Origin of the sequence: Flavitalea sp. (assembly GCF_035489435.1) — a bacterium.
Lineage (GTDB): Bacteria > Bacteroidota > Bacteroidia > Chitinophagales > Chitinophagaceae > DATHKG01.
This window is the reverse complement of record NZ_DATHKG010000113.1, coordinates 1-23244: the sequence shown is the minus strand read 5'-3', so window position 1 is coordinate 23244 and position 23244 is coordinate 1. Positions and strand designations below refer to the sequence as shown.

Genomic DNA, 23244 nt, shown 5'->3' with positions numbered 1-23244 from the left:
AATGAAAAGGGCCATACAGTACCAGACTCACCAGTGAACTCAAAAGGTCCATTGGGGTAAATGGTATCACTGCATGTGGCTTTTTCACAAAGTTATTAATAAGGTGATATCGATGAAACCGATCGAAGACTCACCACTAACCACTATATTAGAAAAGCCCAATCATAGGGTACGATCCTAAACTGGGCTTTTCACCTTCAAAACTACCTGAAGTTAAGGATCCATTCCTTAGCCGTTTAAAATCCTGGACCTCGACAGATAGTATTTTGTGGGGTGATAGATAAACAAACACGACCCATCTTTAATGCTATTTATAACTTTTGGAGTATAGTTAGATGGAATTGCAGGGCATCCAAAACTTCTTCCATTGAAAGGATTGTTTCTGATGAACTTTTCACCAACATAATTTGAACCATGTACAACAATATTCCTTTCATTTGCTTTGTCGTTGATGCCACGCTCCATACCATCAATTTTTAATGCCAGACCATGTTCACCGAAATAGGTGTTGCGGGTTACATAAAAACCAAGACTGCTTTGGTGTGATTCAGGACTGTTTGAAAAACGACTTGCGTATTCCCCGCCTGAATTTCTGCCATGAGCAACATAAGTATTGACCAGTAATTTTTTTGATTGCAGATCTATTACGAATAAACGTTTGCGACGTGATGACAAGCTAAAATCACAAATCGATAACACTTCCCTATTTCTTACCTGTCCTTTGGAAAGCAGGTGTTTATATCCTTTCCAGGCATATTCAAATACTTTGCGGCTCAGCCCTGTGCGGTTTAGTTTGAGGTCCTCATACATAAGCCTGGCTTCTTCTGCGACAACGGAAGTTTTTGTCCTGGTTACCACGAGATCAGCCGGTATATATAATATATGCTTTTCAGCCTTAGCAGGATTTTTGTCGACGGGAACCCCTGAGATAAGTAACGGAGTACTTAAGCAACAACAAAAAATAGCGCTCAGGGTAAAGGACCTGGATTTTAAATATAAGTTCATAGGATATTCGTAGTTATCAGTTCGGGTTATGAAACGATAACTGGTGCAAAATATTATCGCATTCCGGTCGCTGCAAGCTAATCACCGTTTTTATTTTATTGCGTATGGCTATAGGCTTAATTTATTATAAGTGCTATTGCTTAGATGCATGTGCTTATAGAAAAAGCGTATAGAAAAGCGTATAGAATAATATAAATAGAAGTGTAGCCGCTGGCGCTTTGTGGCATTCAGTATAAGTCATTTAGTAGGTGGGTCGTAATTTTTGGCGGTGGTGAATTCATTAATATATATCTTGATCAACAGGAGAAACAGGGAGATCAATATGGGCCCGAATATAAGACCGATAAAGCCAAACAGGCTAATACCGGCCAGGACTCCAAAAATGGTAATAGTTGGGTGAACATCTCCCCATTTCTTTTGCAGTATCAGCCTGAACAGGTTATCTACCATTCCAATGACCAGGAATCCATAAAACAGCATGATTATGCCTTTCCCGCTATCCCCCTGCTGGAAAAATAATAAGGCAAGAGGAATATAACCCAGTGCAGCACCTATAACAGGTAGCATACCGCCTATGCAAGTGATAACAAACCAGAATACTGGTTCCTTAACACCAATGATGATATACCCTATAAGCGCCACGATACCCTGCAATATGGCTATAAGCGGTATGCCAAGGGCATTGGAATAGACAAGCAGGTTCAGATCTTTACGCAACATGATAAGGTTCTCATCTTTCAACGGTACAGATTCAAAAAAGGAAGCTTCCATTTTTTTTCCGTCTACAAGCATGAAGTAGAGAATAAAATACATCACGAGAATGGATAAAACGCTGTTGAAAGTTGCGCCTAATATGCCTGGCAGCATTTCGCCAACCGTCGACCCCATCTTTTCTATATTGCTATTTGAGAGAATAACAATTCCAAACCTTTTTTCATAAGTGTTGATAAGTGACTTGATGCTGTTTAGTACTTCGCCTGAATGTTCAATTGCAAAACTGATTCTCGAACTCATCAAATTGATCAGCAGCAATATGGGAAAGAGGATCAATAAAAACGAAATCAACATCAGCGTTGCAGCAGCCAGATTCTTATTCCATTTGTAAGTCCCAACAAGCCTGAACATAAACTTACGCATGATCACGAACAAAGTATATGCACCTAAAAACGCCGGCAGAAAAAACCTGAGGTGAAGAAAAAGCACCACCCCAAGCATTAAGATGATTAAAAGTATCAGTAGCTGGCGAATCGTATTATTAGGAATCTGAGTGTTCATCATCTGGAAATAGGTTTAGCTGGCGACCACAAAATACAATATACTATTTCTCACAATTAACAATAACTATAAGTTTTCTGCTTGCCTTATATTTTTATCTTCTTCCACCGGCCTTTTCTAAATACAATAACCCCGGCTAGTGTAATGGCACCTTCTGCAATCACTATTGCAATAAAAACACCGGTTGGCCCGAGTTCCAGCATGATAGCCAACAGGTAGGCCAATGGAACCTGGAACAGCCAGAAACCAAATATATTGATGATCGTTGGCGTCTTGGTATCACCGGCACCATTAAACGAGTTCGTTACCACCATGCCAATTCCATATATAACAAAGCCAACACTCATTATTCTTAATGCAACTGTGGCCAGTTCAACAACCTCCCGATCGCTATTAAAAAAGCCAACTATCGGCCCAGCAAAAGCAATGAATATGACGGTGACCACCGACATAAAAATGGTGTTGTACCTGGCCGTTTTCCAAACCGATTCTTCCGCTCTATCAGGTAGACCAGCACCTAGATTCTGGCCAACAAGCGTAGCGGCGGCATTACTCATTCCATAAGCCGGCAATATGAAAAACATCATGAGCCTGATTGTAACCCCATAAGCCGCAACAGCAGCATCCCCGGATTCCGAGATAATTCTTGCCAGTATGATCCAGCTTGCCGAGGTGATCAGGAATTGAGCCGTGCCCGACCAGGCCACATTTAACAGCCCACGGATGATAGTAAAATCCGGCATAAGATGTTCACGTTTGATCCTGATGATACCTTTTCCTTTAACCAGGTGATAAACCTGGTAGACCACCCCAATGCCCCTGCCGATATTGGTTGCTATTGCAGCGCCAATCAATCCCATAGCCGGAATTGGGCCAAGTCCATATATAATAAGTATGGGACAAAGAATGATGTTACAGATATTGGCTATCCATAATGAACGCATTGCTATAGACGCGTTTCCGGCACCACGAAAAATTCCATTGATCAGGAATAAAAACATGATCACCATGTTTCCACCAAACATCAGTTTAGCATAAGGTGTTCCTTCCTCTACGGTTTGTGGAGATGCACCCATGATACGGAGTATATCACCAGCGAAAACAACTCCAAATATGCTGATTAAGATGGTGAAGCAAAGCGCAATAAGAATGGACTGCATGGCAGCCTTTGAGGCTCCTTCCGGATTTTTTTCGCCGGTTCGCCTTGCAACCATTGCCGTTGCTGCCATACTCACTCCCATGGCGAGCGAATAAACAATGGCCAGGACTGATTCGGTAAGTATTACAGCAGCAACGGCTTCGTTTTTGCCAATCTTGCCAACAAAATAGATGTCGACAACTGCAAATACTGATTCCATACACATTTCAAGAATCATTGGAATTGCCAGCAGGAACACAGCTTTGCGAACGCTACCCTGTGTATAATCCTGCTCTTCGCCGGTAAGTGCTTCTTTGAGATATGATAATATAGAAGGCTTCGCCTTTGTTATGCTTTGTTGAGATGACATGAAGTTCGGTTATGAAAGTAAAATAATGATGAGTGCAGGCTGAGCCTGTTCAACTAAAAGAGAGTATATGAGGGCCCTGGATTTTTATCCGAGGGTGATGACGAACTTCATAATTCTAAGATTCAAGAATGCAAACCTAAAAAAATTTCATGATTAAATTAAAGAAATTTTGCATGAGCGGTTTAAAATCAATATAGAGCCAGGATTACTATGTTGAAGGGATATTTTTTTTATCCGTAAAATAATTGGAGAATACCACAAGTTAGCCTTCAAAGCGGCGTCTAAATTTGATAACGAACTCGTATTCCCTTAAACTTTTTAAACGCCCATATAAAATTTTTTGACAAAACGCGGTAATGCGGGACGCGGACAGGAAAATTTGACGGGTGTTCCCAATCTGAGGTTGGGCCAAAAAAATATAATGAACGAATGAAAAAAATATTTTTACTTCTTGTAGTAGTCTGTTTTACACTCACGAACCTGTTTGCACAATCGGGAAAAGGTGTTGTGAAAGGTAAACTCACTGATACGATCTACAAGGAAGTGCTTTCAGAAGCTACTATTACCGTGCTAAATCCAAAGGACTCATCAGTAGTTTCATTTGTTCTTACCAACTCAAAAGGTGAGTTTGTGATCAGTGATCTTGATTCAGGTTCATATCGCTTATCTGCATCATATTCGGGTTATGCTCCATTTTCCCGTTACTTCAAAATTTCAAAAGATTCCACAACAATAGACCTGGGCACGGTTCAGCTGTTTAAAAAAGATGACCTGCTTGACGAAGTGGTGGTTGAAGCGCCGCCAATATCGGTGAAAAAAGATACTGTCGAATTCAGAGCGGACGCTTTCAGAACCAAACCAAACTCCACGGCCGAGGATCTGTTAAAAAAGATTCCGGGCATGCAGGTAGATAAGGACGGAAATGTAAAAGCCCAGGGAGAAGACATAACAAAAGTCTATGTGGATGGCAAAGAGTTTTTTGGAACCGATCCCAAACTGGCAACCAAAAACCTTACTGCTGACATGATCGAGTCTGTACAGGTTTTCGATGATATGAGCGACCAGGCGAAATTTACGAGGATTGATGATGGAAGCCGGGCCAAAACAATAAATATCAAACTAAAGAAAGATAAAAAGAAAGGATATTTCGGCCGGGTAATGGGAGCGAGAGGTACTGAGGACAGATATGACGGAACTATCAGTTTTAATAAATTCAAAGGTGATCAGCGCATATCCGTCATTGGGGGACTAAACAATCTTAATAAGTCGAGTTTTTCTTTTAGTGATATCGTAAGCACCATGGGTGGTTTTGGCTCCAGGGGCAATGGTGGCGGTGGCGGAGGATTCACCGGTGGTGGAGGTGGAGGTGGCTTTAACGGCGGCGGTGGAAATCGCGGCGGTGGTTTTGGAGGATTTGGTGGAAGCGGCGGCGCAACCGGCATCACAAAAGCAAAGTCAATTGGCCTGAACTATACAGACAAGTGGGGAGCTAAGGTTGATGTTACAGGCAGTTATTTCTTTTCTGAAACAGACCGCAGGACCGAAACGGACAGGCAAAGGCAATCATTCTTCAACAATGATTCATCGACTATCCAGAATAATAACGCTGTTTCAAATAACTACAATCAAAATCACCGGTTTAATATGCGGTTGGAATGGTATATCGATTCCAACAATTCGCTTTTGTACACACCAAGTGTCACCTTTCAAAGGTCTGAAACTGCCAGCTACGACTCAAGCAATACCGATGCATTGGTTGCCGGCAAAGAACGATACCTGAGGTTAACGGGTGTTTCTCTGAATGCCAACGAACGGAACGGGACAAATTTCAATAACAACCTGTTGTATCGTCACAAATTTGGCAAAACCGGTCGAACACTGACTGTTGGCTTAAACAATACCCTGGGTAATAGTGATGCGGATGCAAGAGTCTACTCGCCCCAGCGGTTTTTCAATCCGGACGGTACACTTCAGCGCGACACCTTACAGAACCGTATTACAAATCAAAAGACAAAAACCAACAACAATACTATAAGCGCATCATATACTGAGCCGCTGTCAAACAACTCATTGATTGAATTGAATTATGCATACACAGATAATCACAGCACTTCTGATGGCAAAGGCTACGATTATAATACATCAAGCGGTGACTATGACAAAGTGAACCTGCTAACTACAAACTATTTCGAGAACGATAACATAATCAACAGGGCAGGATTGAATTACCGGTTTCAAAAAACCAAGTATAACTTTCAACTTGGTGGATCTGTTCAGATGACTGACAGAAACAACAGGAGTATAAGAGCCCAAACGGGGAAAGACTCCAGCTACTCTCAAAGTTTTGTCAACTTCAACCCGATAGCAAATTTCACCTATAATTTCAGCAGGTCGAAAACGCTAAGGTTTAATTATAACGGAAGAACAAATCAACCATCAATTGACCAGTTACAGGATGTGATCATTCCTGACGAAACAAATCCGTTATTGTTCTACACCGGAAATCCGGACCTGAAACAAGAATTTCAACATGGTTTCCGCGTTAATTACAACACATTCAATGCCGCGAACTTCAGATTCTTTTCTGTTAACCTGAATTTCAATACAACTCAAAATAAGATTGTAAACAATATTATTGTTAACAAAGCAAACGGAACCCAAACCTACCGGCCGATGAATGCAAACGGCACATACGGAGGATCATCATTCATTACCTTAGGTCTACCATTACGCGGCAAACTGAAGGGTAGCAGTTTGAATTTCGATAACAGGATCAACTACAATCACGACGCGAATTACCTGAATTTCCAGCCTAATTTCACAAACCAGTTGGTTGTACAACAAAAGGCTGGAGTCAACTTCGACTTCAAACAAAAGCTGAATCTCGGTTTCAGTGGAACGGTTGCGTATAACAGGACTGACTATACCCAGGAAAACAGCCTTAGTCCTGATCAGAAATACTGGTCCCAAACATATACTGTTGATGTTAGCTATATCGCATTTAAGAGCCTGGTGCTTGCAACAGATTTCGACTATATCCTGAATACCGGTCTTGGAGAAGGTTATAACCAGGCGATTCCTCTTTGGAATGCGAGTATTGCAAAACAAATCTTCAAAAAGAAAAATGGTGAGATAAAGTTATCTGTAAATGATATCATGAATCAAAACCAGAGCATTACAAGAACGGTAAATGATAATAATATTACCGATACAAGAACGGTAGTGCTACAGCGCTATTTCCTGTTGAGCTTCACTTATAACCTGAACAGGGCTGGTGCCGCCGGTAATCAACAAGGTCGGGGAATGCCTGGTATGCCAAGACAAATACAGCGTACAATGGATAGAAGAGGAGGTTAATAAAGACAAGGCAGAGTAAACTTATAATTGTTTAAATATAAAGTAGTGGCGGCGTAGAAAATGAACCGCTAACTCAGGAATAAAATAGTTCAGTTTAGTTTTTAGTTAGATAGCAATTCAAAAGGAAGACCCCTGAATTTTCAGGGGTCTTCCTTTTAGTTGTCTGGTGTGTGATATAGTCTAAAGTCTGATGTAGTCTGGTATTTGAAGAAGTTTGATTTATGATTTAGTCTGATGTAGCGTATTGACTTATTTAGCCTGTACAATCATTTAGTCTGCTAAATCGCCTGACAAGCAGATTAGAAGGTTGGCAAATTATTTAGCAGATAAAGTATGAAGGGGCTGCCAGATTTGATAATCGATTAATGCCTCCTTTTATAAGTCGATTGTGATATTGGCGACTGACCAATTATGATTACAGAAATGATGCTTTTTAGAAAACGTGAAATGTTGGATGAAGGGCGATACATGTCCCGGCAGATCTTTACCCGGGAGGTTGAGTAATAAACAGAACTGTTTTTCATTTCAGGCATTTAAGGTTAGGGTTAAAGATAAAATAACGCAGCCATTGCGGATATATTGCGCAGGATTAATATATTTTTCAACACTTTTATCTGATAAAACTATTTATTAGTTTTATCTCAAATCCGTCTTATGAAAGTTGTATCAACGATACTACTAGTGCTCATGGTCCCAGCAGCTTCTTTTTCCCAGGGCGTTTTCAATAATACTACAAACAGTGCCCTGCAGAAAGTCATCGAAGATTATCCAAACAAGTTCAGCAATATAAAAGGTGATCTTCTCGCAGAGAACATCCAGACAACAGACTTTCACTCAAAAGTTCAGATTCCCGGCATTCCCTGTGTGCTGACTCAATACAGTTCGACAAAAAAGGCAATTTATAGCTGGAGAGCGGAACTCCTGGAAGAAGAGGAATTTGAAGAAGCAAAAAAGCGTTTCAAAGAAATCTATAGCCAGATCAGGAACACCATTATTAAAATAGAAGGTGAAAAGCCATTCATCCTTAATGGAGCTTACCAGGCACCCACTGAAGATAGAAAGTTTAATGTTGTCAGTTTTCAGCTTTTACCTTCCGGGGGTGATATGGAGAAACTCCAGATCGAACTTTCCATGAACTATATGGTAACTACCTGGAAAATTACACTCACCGTTTTTGACCGAGAGTATAAGGATGATGAGCGAATTACAGCTACAGATCGTTGATTTTGTTTTGGGAATATTAACCTTCATTAACATTAAAGCAAGGGTGATTAACCTATGATGCGCCCGCCGGGAGATACTTTCGTTGTTTAAACCCACACCGAAAATCTCCTGATATGAGTCTTCCATCTATACCCGTTCTGAAATTGCTTCTTCTTGTTTCCATCTTGTTTTGTGCATCTGTTTCAGCCATAGCCCAAAGAAACGGGAGCATAAAAGGGATTGCATACGACTCCATTTCAAAACAGGTAATTGGTGGAGCGACCGTTACTTTGCTTAAGAAGAAAGATTCATCAATGGTAAGCTTTACCATGACAGACAATAAAGGATTGTTCTTCCTTGACGGCCTGGCTGAAGGCGATTATAGATTATTGCTTACGCATATCAATTACCATAACAGGAGTTTATTTTTCTTTATCAGTGATATGCATAAAGAGGTGGACCTTGGTAAAGCAACGATGTATGATCTTGCCCAGGTACTTGCTGAAGTGACCGTTACCGCTGAGGCTCCACCGGTTACACTTATCGGGGACACGATTCAATACAATGCCGGATCTTTCAAAACTCCACCTAATGCGAATGTTGAACAGTTGCTGAAAAATATGCCGGGTTTGAAGGTGGAGAAAGATGGCTCTATTACTGCACAGGGCCAAAAAGTAAACCGGGTGCTGGTAGATGGCAAAGAATTTTTTGGGACCGATCCAAAGATCGCTACCAAAAACCTGCCTGCGGATGCTGTTGACAAAGTGCAGGCCTACGACAGGCTAAGCGATGCAGCACAACTTACCGGGATCGATGATGGCAACAGTGAAAAAACGTTAAACCTGAAACTGAAAAAAGACAAGAAAAAGGGACTCTTCGGCAAAGTGAATTCAGGAGTAGGTACAGATGGGAGATACGAAGGAAAGTTTAACCTGAACTCTTTTAAAGGCGCAAGGCAGCTTTCAGCCATCGGTGTCGCAAATAATACAAACGCTGAAGGATTCTCCTTTCTCGATATGCTTAATTTCTCTGGTGAGCTAAGTAAAATGCAAAGAGGTGGTGGAGGCTCGATTGTAATCAATGGCGATAACCAACTACCCGGCCCGGGAGGTCCAAACGGAGCAAATGGTACGGGCATCAATACTATCTGGGGCGGAGGGGTGAATTATAACAATCTTATCGGATCAAAAACAGATTTTACCAGCAACTTCTTTTACAACCGCTTTAGCCCTTTAAGAGAAACTGAACTGGAAAGGGAATATTTTTTACCTGATTCATCTTATTTCTATAATCAAAAGTCAGTAACGCAGAATATAAATGACAGTTATCGTCTGAATCTTGGAGCAGACATCAGACTGGATTCATTTCACTCTATCAAAATTTCTCCTTCGTTTGGTTTCCAGCAAGCCAACAATACTGGTAACAGCATCTACAAGACCATGTCAGCCGAAGATGAGGTAAGCAACCAGGGACTCACAAAGAACCGTTCTTTTATAGAAGGATTTAATTTCAGGAATGAAATATTATTCAGGAAGAAGTTCAGGCAAAAGGGCAGAACATTTTCGTTAAATCTGCAGACCACATTGAATCAAAGTGAAGGCGATGCCTCATTGATGTCAATCAACAACTTCTTTGATAAATCAGGTATTGCTATCCGTCGTGATTCTATCAACCAGGTGAATACCAATGAAGGCGATCTCTGGAGTTACAACCTAAGGGGTGTCTACACCGAACCTGTTATGAAAAATACTTTGCTGGAACTCACTATCGGTAAAAGCAACAGCGTTAGTAATGCAGCAAAAGTGACTTATGATTATAATGCTGGAAGCGGGAAATATGACAGGCTCAATAAATTTCTTACAAATGATTTCTCTAACACTTATGGATACACGAATGGAGGTGTTAAGCTGCGTACTGTAAGAAACAATTTTAACATAGCGGTGGGTATCGGTGCCCAACAAGCTGATCTCGAAGGTAAAGTAGTGCTTGGCCTGAAAGATTCCGTGATTCAGCAACGCTTTCGTAATCTGCTACCGAATGCGAGGATACAATATAATTTTACAAGGTTTAAAAATATGACCCTGACATATAACACCAGTACAATACAACCGACTATGACTCAATTGCAGCCGGTGCCGGATATTTCTGATCCTTTAAATATAAAGGCAGGTAATCCAAATTTAAAACAGGAATACACTCATGGGCTTCAACTCAATATGTCATCTGTAAATCCGTTCACTAATAAAAATCTTTTTGTTTTTCTCACCTTAAATCAAACAGGTAATAAAATTGTAAACAACGATGTGATTGATGAATTTGGTGTGAAAACAACCATTCCTGTAAATATCGATGGTGTTACGAGTTTAAGCGGACGCGGCAGCATTGGTTTGCCGGTGAAAGTTATTAAAGGAAACCTGAATATTAGTAGTGATATAACTTATAATAAAGGGAAACAATTTATCAACAACGCAGCCAATGAAATCATTAATTTCAATCTTGGTCCTGAGGTAAGACTTGACCTTAATTTTAGTTCTAAGTTTTATATGTCTGTGGGTGCTGAGGTCAGATATTCAAATACGTCGTATTCATTAGCAGGCGCAAAAGATGCCACTTTTGTGATCCAGGAATACAGCACTGAAATAAATTGGGAATTACCTGCCAAATTTTTCTTCAACACAAGGTATACATATACTATTAATACACAGCAGGCTGATGGTTTCAATACCCGTTTTCCATTGTGGAATGCTTATTTAAGCAAGCAGTTTTTGAAATACAACAGGGGCGAGCTAAAGATTACCGCATTTGATATCATGAATCAGAATGTCGGCATTAGCAGAACTGCGAATCAGAATTTTATAGAAGACAAACGTGTCAATAATCTGCAGCAATATTTTCTGTTGAGTTTTACGTATAGCCTTAGTAAAAATTCAGCCACCCAGCAAGGCCCTCAAAATGGCCTAAAGATTATAAGATAGCTTTATAATAGCATTAGTAGTTGCGACGATCCAATCACATCATTTCAATTAATTAATGCAAACCGACCAGGGAGAAATCGATGCATTATAAGCCGGTTAATGTAGTCCGATTCAGAGTAGGCGCATTAAGGGTAAATCGATTCTCTTCATGCCGGTCGGTTTCAGGCAAAAAAATGGCCTGGACCTGATACACAAATTAATGGCCCGGACTTGGAACCTTTAAAATGACTTTTTAAGAATGGCCGCTATTTCAGTCAATCCCCCATACTTTTGACTGAAATAGCGGTCATTTGTAAAAAGCCTAACAAAAGAGATATCGCAGGGCTATTAATAAAGCGACAGAATCTAAATTGATCAACTTCTGCGATGAAACCACTGATCGTGGCATCGGCGACGAACCTATTATCGTTAAATCAGCAGCGAAAACCTTATCCTGGCATCAGCAGCGAGAGTTCAATCCTGGGAATGTCGCGGTCAGACCATGAATTAATTCATTCTGAAAGTCTGAACTCTTCCACCATTATTTCTCTGCATTTCCTGCATCATTTTTTGTTGTTCATCGGCAAATTCTTTAGGAGTAACCTTTTTGCCTGATTTCGGTTCTTTGATTAATGCAACATCAGTCTTTTGTGAAATCTCAACCGCTTTATAAACCATTCGCCCATCATTTACATTAATTTCCAGGATGGCACCCGGCAACTGTCCCTGGTATTCGGGTCCGGTCGGTACGGCAATCGCCGGCGTAAACCAGGCCACTATATTCGCAGTATCAGCAACTTCGGTTCTTTTAGCTTCACCATTTATCATCATGGTCTGAGTTCGTGTTGAGATTCTTTGCGTCCGGGCTTCCTGGCAGGGCAGACCCAATATTGATTTTGATGAACCGGTCAGCTTCCATTGCAGCGGACGAATGCTGTCACTGATGATATATTTTTTTCCGGCAAACTCACGCTGGTCCACCATCCTTTTTTCATCATAATTAAAATAAGAAACATCATCAGCACCTCCTCCGAATGTTCTTATCACAATTCCCCCGCTTTCGAAGTTGCTGGGTTCGGGAGTTTCCTCTATCACCGGTTTTCTTAGCGACTGATTTTTACCAAACAGCACTTCCATTTTATCCGTTCTCGACTGAGGTATATTTCTTTCCATGCCATCTCCCATTCCTGCCAATCTTAATTGCAGCTGTGTAGTTCTTTCATATAGTATTCTTCCCTCCTGTTGTTGAGCCTGAAGCTGGCAAACCGCAGCGAGGGCTAAGGCAGTAATCCAATATCGTGTCATAAATAATAATTTGTTCAAATCTATTCCAGAGTAGCATGCAGGCAGGTTAACGCACCTTTGTTTAATGTTAATTAAGGTTAATGATTGGCCATGCTTGAAATTGAAAACTATATTTTTGTGAAGCATGACCAGCATAAGAATAAATATATCCATTGGCTTAATGATACTGGCCATTCTTGCTATTGCATTCTTCCAGGGATACTGGTTATACAAAACTTTTGGAGATGAAAAACAAACACTCAACATCAGGACCAATGTACTGTTCAGGGAATCGATTTTCGAATCTCAGGCAGCAAAGTTCAGCGTAGATACTTCAGGGCCCGCAAGAATTGGAAATAAAGTTGAAGCTATCCGGGTGCTTAGTAATGTAAAAAATCGGGTGCATGCAATCGATACAGGTGTTTCCGGTCAAAAACGGATAATGCTGACACTCAGGAACAGGGAGGATAGCGGAATTACCGGCGATAGCGGGAACGCTATGATTCAGGGCAAACCAGACTCAATCCCCGATATAAATCTTCAAACTCTTCCCAAGCGAAGCACTTTTAGTCTTACACGGAAAGGAGATTTTTTTTACGAATTTTTACAGGGGGTTGATATGGTCCAGGACTCTCTTGCAATTCCAGATATAAGCAGGAGACTTACCGCAGCGCTCCAAAAAGAAGGCATAAACATTCCTTTCCTTATTAACAGGATTCCGATCAAGCCCGGCCAACATGTGCCGCAGGAGAACCTGGAATCTTCCAACCAGGTACTGATTGGGTTTTCCAGCCCTGTGATTTTTAAATTGGATCTCCAGCAAACAGGTTCTTATCTCTTTAAAAAGATCTTGCCCCAGATCATTGTTTCATTATTACTCGTTGCACTTACCACAATTTCATTTTTCGTGTTGTTCCGGAATCTTATCAGGCAAAGAAAACTCACGCAACTCAAGAACGATTTTATAAGCAACATCACACATGAACTAAAAACACCCATAGCAACTGTCAGCGTTGCCGTTGAAGCACTGAAAAGTTTCAATGCACTTGATGACCCCAAACGCACACAGGAATATCTTTCGATCTCGGCCAATGAATTGCAACGTTTATCGCTACTTGTAGACAAGGTCCTCAAATTATCTATGTTTGAAAAGCAGGAGATAGAACTGAAGAATGAAACCTTCGATCTAAAGCAACTGATAGAAGAAGTGGCTGCTTCAATGCGGCTGCAGTTTGAAAAGTACCATGCCATTATTAAACTGGATCTTCCTGACACACCTATTCCGCTGACCGCGGATCGACTGCATATTACTAGCGTGATCTATAACCTGCTTGATAATGCGCTAAAATACAGCAAGGGAAATCCCATAATCAGGATCGGTGTAAAAGAAAATACGGATGAGCTTGAATTCCTTGTAGAAGACAATGGCGCAGGAATACCAAATGAATACAAAGAAAAAGTGTTTGATAAATTTTTTCGCGTTCCCACCGGTGATCATCATAACGTTAAAGGCTATGGGCTTGGATTAAGTTATGTGGCCTATGTTGTTCAACGACATCATGGTCGTATAGCAGTTCAGACAGAAGCTGGTTCCGGCAGTACTTTTACTGTTACGTTGCCGAGATAGATGATGAGGGATTATAAAACAACCATTAGCGATTTAACAAAAAGATGAATGTTTATTGAATTGCTACCGGCAAAATGCGTGAGCAAAATCAAATAAAATAAAGTGATGAATAAGATCAGGATACTCTATGTAGAAGACGAACTGTTCCTCGGTAAGATTGTACGCGAAAGCCTGGAAACAAGGAACTTCGATGTGGTAATGGAAACAGATGGTGCCAATGTTTTTGACTCTTTCAAACAGGCGCGGCCGGATGTTTGTGTGCTTGATATTATGCTGCCCAATAAGGACGGATTTGCCATCGCGGAAGAGATTCGCTCAATTGACCAGTTGGTACCTATTATCTTTCTCACGGCAAAAACACAAACTAACGACCTTGTGAAAGGATTCTCGCTCGGCGCAAATGACTATATCAGGAAACCGTTTAGTATGGAGGAGCTGATCGTAAGAATAGACAATGCGCTGAAACACCAGAATAATAAAAACAAAGAAGAGCCACCGCAGGAACAAATCCGCCTCGGAAAATATTTATTTCATCTTAACCGCCAGGTATTGGTTACAGGGAATGATGAGAAGAAACTCTCTTTTCGTGAAAGCGAACTCTTGAAACTACTTTATCAAAACCGCGAACGGATCATCGATCGTAAGGATATCCTCAATTTGTTATGGGGGAATGACTCGTTTTTCAATTCAAGAAACCTTGATGTGTATATCACAAAACTAAGGGGTTATCTCAGGCTGGATGAATCAATAGAAATTCTTACGATCAAAGGAGTTGGATACCGGTTCATCGTTTCATAAGCCGATCGCGTAAGTTTGTAACCACAATCGCGTAAGCTTGTAACCAGATGTGGGCAAACTAAATGCCGGTAACCTAAATGTAATGAACCCAAATGTTGGGAACCTAAATGTGGGCAAACTGAATGTTGGGAAACTAAATGTTGGCAAACTAAGTGTTGGCAAACTAAATGTTGGGAAACCATATGCTTTTAAACCATAGCCGGAGTATGGACATTTGCGGTCTTCCTTTAACCTTTCGCAGTCTTCAGTCCTGGCATAAACGAAAACTTAGATCTCAGCAGCCACATAATCGTGAAACTGGGAACAAAGTCAGTAAAGGGTAGCAACTCTTCCACGAAGTTGAAAATGCCGCCAAAAGCTCCCCTCCAGCCTCCAAATGTTTTATAAAAAATTATGGCTGATATCGGTGCCCAGAGAAGATCGCCGAATTCACCAAGAAAAGGAATACTGTAGGTGGCATATCCGACGAGATCCATTAATATGCAAAACAACAAGGTTGTTGTTTTTTGGGTATCAGGTGTTTTACCTGCTATGGTCCCAGCTGATAAAGTGCTATCGCTGTTGAATTGTGTAGATTTATCCTGTGCGGATTTATCGCTGGTGGATGCAATTGACTTGTTGCGGTTAAACAATGACTTCATCTTTCCCGTTTAAATGAACAGTTAAAAAATGCTGTTAAAGCTTGCCTGCTTATTACTGTATGATGATACTGTATGATGATACTGTATAATGATACTGTATAATGATGATTATAGTTCCGCCGGGGTTGTATGGGAGTATTTATTTTTTAAACTACAAGCATCCGGGTTTTCAGTACAGATTCAATTTCTTCCAGCCGGAATGGCTTAGATATATAGTCGGTCATCCCTGCCTCAATACATTTTTCTTTATCTCCAAGCATGGCATCTGCTGTCAGGGCAATGATCGGCAGTGTGGCATAGACCCCTTCCATTTTCCTGATCATCCTTGTAGTTGCAAAACCATCCATTTCAGGCATATTAACATCCATGAAAATCAATACGGGTTCCTGTTCCTTCAACATGCCAAGAGCTTGCTTACCATTGTTCGCTTTGATCACTTCGAAGCCCATTTTGCCAAGTACTTCCGAAATAAGCATCATATTAATTGCATCGTCCTCAACAACCATAATAGGGGCTGAATCCGCGATCCTTTCAATAACAGGGATTTTAGCCTGGATGCGTGGTGCCTGTTTAGTATTACTGAAGAATGAACAGAGTAAGGCATAAAGTTCATGTAGCTTAACTGGTTTTGTCAGCATTTTGTGAACGCCCGCCTTATCCGCCTCATATTGGTAAAGATTTTTTTCGAGAGATGACAACATCAGGATCACCGGGTTAGGAAATTTGTGATCGTAGCGGATTTCCTTAGCCAGCTGTATGCCATTCATTTCAGGCATATTGTTATCAGTTATGATAAGATCTGGTTTGATGTTTTCGCTATTCATACGGGCAAGCACCTGGATCGCCTCCGAAGGACTGGCTGTAACCTCGCAGCTGATATTAAAATACCGGAACATGTCGGCCATCATTAAACGGTTGGTGAGATTATCATCAACGATAAGTATATTTTTTAATGGTGGTGTATGTTCCCTTGATAATTGTGGTTTGTCATTAACCACTCTGAGTGAAAGATGCAGTTTAAATATACTACCATCACCTATATCACTTTTCACCGTCAGATCACCTTTCATAAGATCTGCAAGGCTTTTTGAAATGGTCAGACCGAGCCCTGTGCCACCATACCTGCGGGTTGTAGAAGAATCAGCCTGGGTAAAGCTTTCAAATATTTTTTTGATTTTTTCCCTTGAAATTCCTATCCCTGTATCCTTGACTGATATTTCCAGGTCAAGATATGAATGGGTGTCTTTAAGATAAACTGATCCGGCCTTGGTCACTGAGACAAAAATTTCGCCTTCCTGCGTGAACTTGATAGCATTGCCAAGAAGATTCACTAATATTTGCCTGATACGTACAGGGTCACCCATGAACTGAGAAGGCAACTCAGGATCAATCTGGCAAATCATCTCGAGGTTTTTCTCAAATGCTTTTACAATTAGGATATCAATCGTTTCCTCTACCAGCTCATCCATCCTGAAAACCGTGTTATCAATCAGTAATTTACCGGCCTCGATTTTTGAGAAGTCAAGAATATCGTTTATGACGTTTAGCAAACCATATGCTGATTTCTTAACATTATCCAGGTAATCCCGTTGTGACTTCTGTAATTCAGAAGTCAGCACCAGGTCGGTAAAACCGATAATGCCGTTCATTGGAGTACGCAGTTCATGGCTCATAGTCGCCATAAATTCACTTTTTGCCTTGCTCGCCGTTTCCGCCATATCCTTAGCACCAACCAGTTCCTGTTCCATCTGCTTACGTTCTATCGCTGCAGCCAGTGTTGATCCAAATGATTGTAGTATCGAAAATTCAGTGATAGTCCAGTCTCTTTCTTCTTTTGCGTCGCCGAATCCCACAAATCCCCAGAATCGATGCAAGGTAAAAATCGGGAGAATGGCAGTCGACATCAAACCTCTGCGCTCGAAATCTGCCTTTGTTTCCTTGTGCTCCATGTCTTTCACATTGCTGAAATAGATTTCATCCTTAGCAAGCGTAGAAAAGATGATATTATTCATATCAATTGCTACGTTCTGGTATTCCGGGGAGTGTTGTATCAACTCTCCTCCCCCACTTTCCCAATGAAGAATCTGATTACAAATAAGGCCGTTGCTTTGTTGATCGAATTCATTCTTGTATACGTTTACCGTGTCAACCTGCATCTTAATTGCAAGCAATTGAATGGCTTCACCAATAGCATCTTCCAGGTTATTATTGCTAATGAGCTGGTGGGTTGCCTCTGCAATAGCCTGGAGTAGCTGATCTTTCCTGCGCAGACTTTCTTCTACTTTCTTAAGTTCAGTAATGTTGTGCGAAAATCCGAGCACACCCCACACATATCCCTCAGTATCACGAAGCGGTACTTTAACCGTACTCATTACCTGGGCTTTACCATCAAGAGTATGAGGCTCTTCGTGAATGAACTTTGTTTTTCCGGTGCTTATAACCTCTTTATCATCTGTCCAGAAACCCCGGATTCCCTTCGATTCATTACCCGTTACAAGTTCTTCGGGGATGCCTATCTCAAGATCACTTTTACCCACAAAATCCTGGGTTCCCATATGCATTGAATCCCCATAAGCCTGGTTGACCAATAAGTATCGATGGCCGAGATCTTTGATGTATATCCAATCCGGTGTTGAATTGATTACTGTACGCAGAAGCTCTTCTGATTGCCGCACCTCAGCAAGCAACTGTTCTCTTTCTGCCTCTGATTTTTTTCTTTCTGAAATATTTCTCGATGAACAAATAAACTTTACTACAATTCCACCTTCTTTAACCGGCTTCATTATCGTTTCGAGCCAAATAAAGTCATCGTCTTTTTTCTGCATCCTGTACCGCAACGTGCGGTATTCAATTCCTGATTGTTGTTCTGCCTGGTCCCAGTTCTTAAACTTGGTTTTGTCATCCGGATGAACATAGGCCAAAATATCGTTGCCTTCTACTTCAGAAGGCATATATCCCAATACTTTTTTTACAGAGGGCGAAGCATAAATAATTGTACCGTCCGGGAGATTCTCCGTGATTATATCTTCGGAATGTTGTGCAAGTAATCTGAATTTTTGTTCGCTGTCCAACAGTGCCTGTTCCGCTTCTTTTTGGGAAGTAATATCCTGCGCAATACCGAACCCGTTTGTGTCGTCAACAACTTTACCTTTAATGAAGAGATAGCGAAGTTTCTTAGTTTTCGTGTAAACCCTGATCGAAAACTGCGCTTCATAATCTTTGATCTGTTTGTTCTGCAAAGCTTTTGAGATTTCACTGATAAAAAGATTCTGATCCTCGAAATAAATAAAATCTTTGATCAGGACCTCCAGGGAAAAATTCTTTGATTCATGCCCATTCACTTCAAGAAGACTCAGAAATTCTTTACTCAGCTCCATTTGCTGTGAAATGAAATTAAGTTTCCATGAACCCATCCTCGCATAGGTCATGGCGTACGATGAGGTACGGATCGCGTCCTTTTTCATTTCTTCCGCTCTCACCTTATCTGTTACATTCACACCTATTCCCTGGATCTCGAAAACCACACCGTTTTCATTTTGCAGGGAGATGAATTCCCATTCTGTCCAGAGATATTCCTTGGTTCCATTTACAGGTTTCCTGATCAGGAGCCGATGAACCTTTCCCGGGTACTTCCAGCATTCATCTGCTACCTGTTGACAACGTAATAGATCTTTTGGGAAGATGGAACTGAAATAAGTCATTTTCAACACCTCTTTTTCATCGTATCTGAACGTGTTGAGAAACTCAGGGTTTGCAAATGTGAAGTTACCCGACTTATCTATCCGGATTACATAGTTTGTTTGGGAATTGAGGATCGAAGTGAGGTATTTTTTTTCCTGCAACAGTTCATTCCGCGCTACCTGTAATTCATCAAAATTTTTCTGGTTGCTTCGGAACAAGGGTTCAAGTCCAAGCATTACAAGGCATCCGAGGGCTATCACCAAAGAGATCAGTTTACCGGTGTTTACATTGGATGCTTCTTTGATTTTCCCATCCACGATAGCTGAATATTTTTCAGTGATTAGGGCTGTTATCGGTTGTATATCTTTTTCAATTTGCAGTATTTCGGAAGTGTACCTGTCTGCATTCAGTCTTAATGTTATGGAATCCGCACTGTTCACCTCCCGCGTAGTCTTCACGAGTTTATCAAATACCAGGTCGGTTTTGGTGAGTAGTTCGAGGATTTCATCCCTATTTTTCCGGGCAACCTCCGACAGTGTGAAACTATTTCTCAGGCGGTGTTTGTTCAGCACAAAGCTGTCTGTATTTACTACGAGCTGCTGACGTAGAAGCTCCCGATTAATTTGGCCGTTGTCAATATTTATAAGGATTAGGGCATCGGTACTGATGGAACGGCTGAGCGCGCGTTGACCGGCGGCCTGGTTCACAAATGTGACCATCTTTTCGCTATCTCCGGACCTGATCCGCATTGCATAATAGCTGAAAAAGTTAAAAAGCAGAACCCCTGCCAGTAAAACTACAGCTATTCTGATGGAATTGCGGAAAGTACTATTCATGGTTTTTCAAAAGGGGATCACCCGGACTAAATAACTCTAAAACAACGGTTTCTATTGAATAGCTGTCTATATATATTTTTTTTGGTTAGGGGTTAACCCTGAAAAAAATTCTTTAATTAAGTCGCTAAAACAATAGGGATCAAGCACATTAAGGTCTTTGTTTTGCAGAATTCCAGGCATCTTTGATTATGCCTTGTTTGAACAGCAAAGATGTAATCATCAGCGCTACAGCAAATGTTGAGATAGCTGCTGTTAACAAATCATCGAGTTTATCCGATTCCATTGACTCAAGCCGGAATAAAACCAGGACACCGGCTATCACCGACATAACGAGCCAATACTTCATTATTACAATCCTGATCCGGACATTATGACAACGCGGTACCTGGATTATCGCGATCAGAACAATCAGCAAACCTATACCGGAATTGAGATATTGTATCAGGAATGGGATCTCCACAGATTTCCCGCCAATTTGGGCATTGCCCTGCAATGAAGAATTGCCTTTGATAAAAAACCCGTCAAAATGTGAAAAGCTATCCCAAAAAAGATGAGAAGCGGCCCCGATTGAGATCGAAATGATGATAACCAGCCAGTTTTTCTTAAAACTGTCGAGCCAATCAAAATCCTTGTACCGGATATATTTGATTTGTAAAAAACGTGGAAGATGTGTGATCAGCATTTCCCTGACCGCTAAATGGTATAAAAATCCCAGCACCAGGCTCACCGGAATACAGAACCAAAAAATACCCCACCAGGTATGCGTTTGTGCTTTATCAGCTTCAGTGGTAAAAAATGCCTGCAGATCCGGTGCCATACTGCCGATCACCAGTCCGGTGATTGAAAACCATTTTTTGGGGAGCAGGTTAAGCGGCAGAACAAGGGCAGGGTGGGATAAGGTGAAAGGCATTGCAGATTTTTAGTATGGAACAAGTTAAAGAAAATCTTAGTAATCAATTACCTGTTCTTCCATTTGTGGCAACACCCTCCACTCATATTGCTGATTTCGTAACTGTGGTTCGAACCCGGCTTCCCGGATAGCTTCCTGTATACTTCTCGAAGTAAAACGATGCGGAGCACCGGCCGCACTAACAACATTTTCTTCAAGCATGATACTTCCAAAATCGTTTGCTCCTGCCTGCAGGCAAAGCTGGGCGGTTTGCTTTCCGACTGTGAGCCATGAAGCCTGGATGTTTTTGACGTTTGGCAGCATGATACGGCTCATTGCGATCATCCTGATATATTCTTCCTGCGTTGTAAGATTATGTACACCACGGATCCTTGCCAGCAACGTATCAACGTCCTGGAAGGTCCAGGGTATGAAAGCCAGGAAACCATTGGCTTGTGCCGGCTTCCGCGACTGAACTTCGCGGATTTTTGAGAGGTGTTCAAAACGCTCGGTGATGGTTTCAACATGACCAAACATCATGGTGGCTGAACTTGTTATACCAAGTTTATGTGCCTCATGCATAATATCAAGCCATTCCTGGGCCCCGCATTTTCCTTTTGAGATCAGCCTGCGGACACGGTCAGTAAGGATCTCAGCGCCTGCGCCCGGCAAGCTGTCCATACCAGCTTTTTTCAAAGCCATCAGCACCTCACGATGTGTCGATTTTTCAAGTTTGGTAATATGCGCGATTTCCGGTGGCCCGAGGGTGTGTAGCTTAATGCCCGGGTAAAGCGATTTCAGGGTGCTAAACAGATCAACATAAAATGAAAGCCCCAGTTCCGGGTGATGACCACCCTGTAATAATAACTGATCGCCACCCCAACGGATAGTTTCCTCTATTTTTTTCTTATATGTTTCAATATCTGTAATATAAGCATCGGCGTGACCAGGAATGCGGTAAAAATTGCAGAATTTACAATTGGCAAGACAAACATTCGTCGTATTTACATTCCTGTCGATTTGCCAGGTAACCATTCCGTGGGGAACCTGCTTTTTCCGGAGCTCGTCAGCAACGTACATTAGTTCAGTAAGCGGAGCGTTTTCGAACAAAAACACACCCTCCTCAACAGATAAAAATTCAAAATCAAGGGCACGGCTATACAGGTTGTCTGCAGTCATATAGAAAAGAATTGAGCAAAAATACTAAACGATTAACTGGCAGTTAAAGTTTAAAACAATTAGATTCATACAACATGAAAATTTTACAAGAGTGGCAGGCGCGGCATTAAAATAAATCCTAACTTATTCGCTCTTAGCCTTGAAAAACGAAATTGCCCTCATGCGTCTGCTTTGCCGATTGCTATTTTGCCTGTTATTAATGTCCGTTACCGCCCGGGCCCAGGAAGAATTTGTGCCAGCCGCAGCAAAACTTATTACCAGTTTTCCCTTTCACCTGCTAACCGGGGGTATCATTACAATAAAGGTTCAGCTTGAAAAATACCCGGATACCCTCAACTTTATCCTTGATACCGGCAGTGGAGGTATTTCACTCGACTCAGCCACTGTGGCCGCGCTAAAAGTGGAGACTGAACTCAGTGATCGCACCATCAGGGGAATAGCCGGGATCAGGCGGGTTCGTTTTGCCTATAACCGGTCAATGACGCTCCCGGGACTGACCGTTGATAGCCTGAATTTCCATGTTAACGACTATGAAATTCTTTCCAGTGCCTATGGCGAAAAGGTGGATGGAATTATCGGGTACAGTTTTCTCTCCCGTTATATCGTGATGGTGAACTATGATAGCCTGCGGATCTTTGTGTATAGCAAAGGGCGGATGAAATATCCCCGCGGTGGGTTTCTTATCAAACCTTCGCTGATCAACATCCCTGTTTTCAGCGTAAATATCAAGGATGAAAAAGAATTGACCCCGAGGTTTTATTTCGACACAGGCGCCGGTATGTGCTTGCTTTTATCTTCAGATTTTGTCAGTGACAGTATTTTTATAAATCCCAAACGAAAGTTTTACACTACCCAGGCGGAGGGCCTGGGTGGAAAGGCTCCTATGCGACAGGGTATTATAAAACAGGTGAAGATCGGCCCTTACAAATTTAAAAAGGTTCCAACCTATATCTTTGACGATGAATACAATGTTACTTCATACCCTTATTTAGGCGGACTCATAGGCA

15 protein-coding genes are annotated in these 23244 nt (G+C 41.4%); 7 read left to right on the top strand and 8 right to left on the bottom strand.

The features are described 5' to 3' along the window. Positions 1-228: 228 nt before the first annotated feature. The 3 genes from VK664_RS18455 to VK664_RS18445 form a co-directional block, all read right to left on the bottom strand. Entirely contained in the window at positions 229-1005 is a 777-nt protein-coding gene (locus VK664_RS18455) for a murein L,D-transpeptidase catalytic domain family protein (protein WP_461400171.1), read from the bottom strand. Between the two features lie 237 nt (positions 1006-1242). Further along, entirely contained in the window at positions 1243-2283 is a 1041-nt protein-coding gene (locus tag VK664_RS18450; protein ID WP_461400170.1) for an AI-2E family transporter, read from the bottom strand. Positions 2284-2366: 83 nt separating this feature from the next. After that, complete coding sequence (locus tag VK664_RS18445; protein WP_461400169.1) at positions 2367-3788, bottom strand: MATE family efflux transporter; 1422 nt, start codon at positions 3786-3788, stop codon at positions 2367-2369. A gap of 429 nt (positions 3789-4217) precedes the next feature. Between VK664_RS18445 and VK664_RS18440 the strand changes: the two genes are divergently transcribed. The 3 genes from VK664_RS18440 (at position 4218) to VK664_RS18430 (ending at position 11323) form a co-directional block, all read left to right on the top strand. Continuing rightward, entirely contained in the window at positions 4218-7145 is a 2928-nt protein-coding gene (locus VK664_RS18440; protein ID WP_461400168.1) for an outer membrane beta-barrel family protein, read from the top strand. Positions 7146-7799: 654 nt separating this feature from the next. Continuing rightward, the gene (locus VK664_RS18435; protein WP_461400167.1) at positions 7800-8369 is read left to right on the top strand and encodes a hypothetical protein; all 570 of its coding nucleotides are present in this window, start codon (positions 7800-7802) and stop codon (positions 8367-8369) included. 113 nt (positions 8370-8482) lie between these two features. Beyond that, on the top strand, positions 8483-11323 hold the full coding sequence (locus VK664_RS18430; protein ID WP_461400166.1) for a TonB-dependent receptor: 2841 nt from the start codon (positions 8483-8485) through the stop codon (positions 11321-11323). A gap of 486 nt (positions 11324-11809) precedes the next feature. On the opposite strand, the gene VK664_RS18425 is transcribed toward VK664_RS18430, so the two are convergent. Beyond that, entirely contained in the window at positions 11810-12607 is a 798-nt protein-coding gene (locus tag VK664_RS18425; protein ID WP_461400165.1) for a GLPGLI family protein, read from the bottom strand. Positions 12608-12731: 124 nt separating this feature from the next. On the opposite strand from VK664_RS18425, the gene VK664_RS18420 reads away from it, so the two are divergent. From VK664_RS18420 to VK664_RS18410, 3 genes are all read left to right on the top strand, one after another. Further along, entirely contained in the window at positions 12732-14213 is a 1482-nt protein-coding gene (locus VK664_RS18420) for a sensor histidine kinase (protein WP_461400164.1), read from the top strand. A 105-nt stretch (positions 14214-14318) separates the two neighbouring features. Beyond that, entirely contained in the window at positions 14319-15011 is a 693-nt protein-coding gene (locus VK664_RS18415) for a response regulator transcription factor (protein WP_461400163.1), read from the top strand. Between the two features lie 49 nt (positions 15012-15060). Then, positions 15061-15210 carry a hypothetical protein gene (locus VK664_RS18410; RefSeq protein ID WP_461400162.1) on the top strand — a complete coding sequence of 50 codons (150 nt, stop codon included), beginning with the start codon at positions 15061-15063 and terminating at the stop codon, positions 15208-15210. Positions 15211-15238: 28 nt separating this feature from the next. On the opposite strand, the gene VK664_RS18405 is transcribed toward VK664_RS18410, so the two are convergent. The 4 genes from VK664_RS18405 to mqnC form a co-directional block, all read right to left on the bottom strand. Next, on the bottom strand, positions 15239-15652 hold the full coding sequence (locus VK664_RS18405) for a hypothetical protein (RefSeq protein WP_461400161.1): 414 nt from the start codon (positions 15650-15652) through the stop codon (positions 15239-15241). A 146-nt stretch (positions 15653-15798) separates the two neighbouring features. Continuing rightward, entirely contained in the window at positions 15799-20169 is a 4371-nt protein-coding gene (locus VK664_RS18400) for a response regulator (RefSeq protein ID WP_461400160.1), read from the bottom strand. Between the two features lie 148 nt (positions 20170-20317). After that, entirely contained in the window at positions 20318-21079 is a 762-nt protein-coding gene (locus VK664_RS18395; RefSeq protein WP_461400159.1) for a DUF4184 family protein, read from the bottom strand. Positions 21080-21115: 36 nt separating this feature from the next. Next, positions 21116-22237 (bottom strand): cyclic dehypoxanthinyl futalosine synthase, encoded by a 1122-nt coding sequence (gene mqnC / locus VK664_RS18390; RefSeq protein ID WP_461400158.1) that lies wholly within the window; start codon positions 22235-22237, stop codon positions 21116-21118. Between the two features lie 160 nt (positions 22238-22397). On the opposite strand from mqnC, the gene VK664_RS18385 reads away from it, so the two are divergent. After that, positions 22398-23244 (top strand): retroviral-like aspartic protease family protein (locus VK664_RS18385; protein WP_461400157.1); only part of this gene is annotated, 847 nt, incomplete at its 3' end.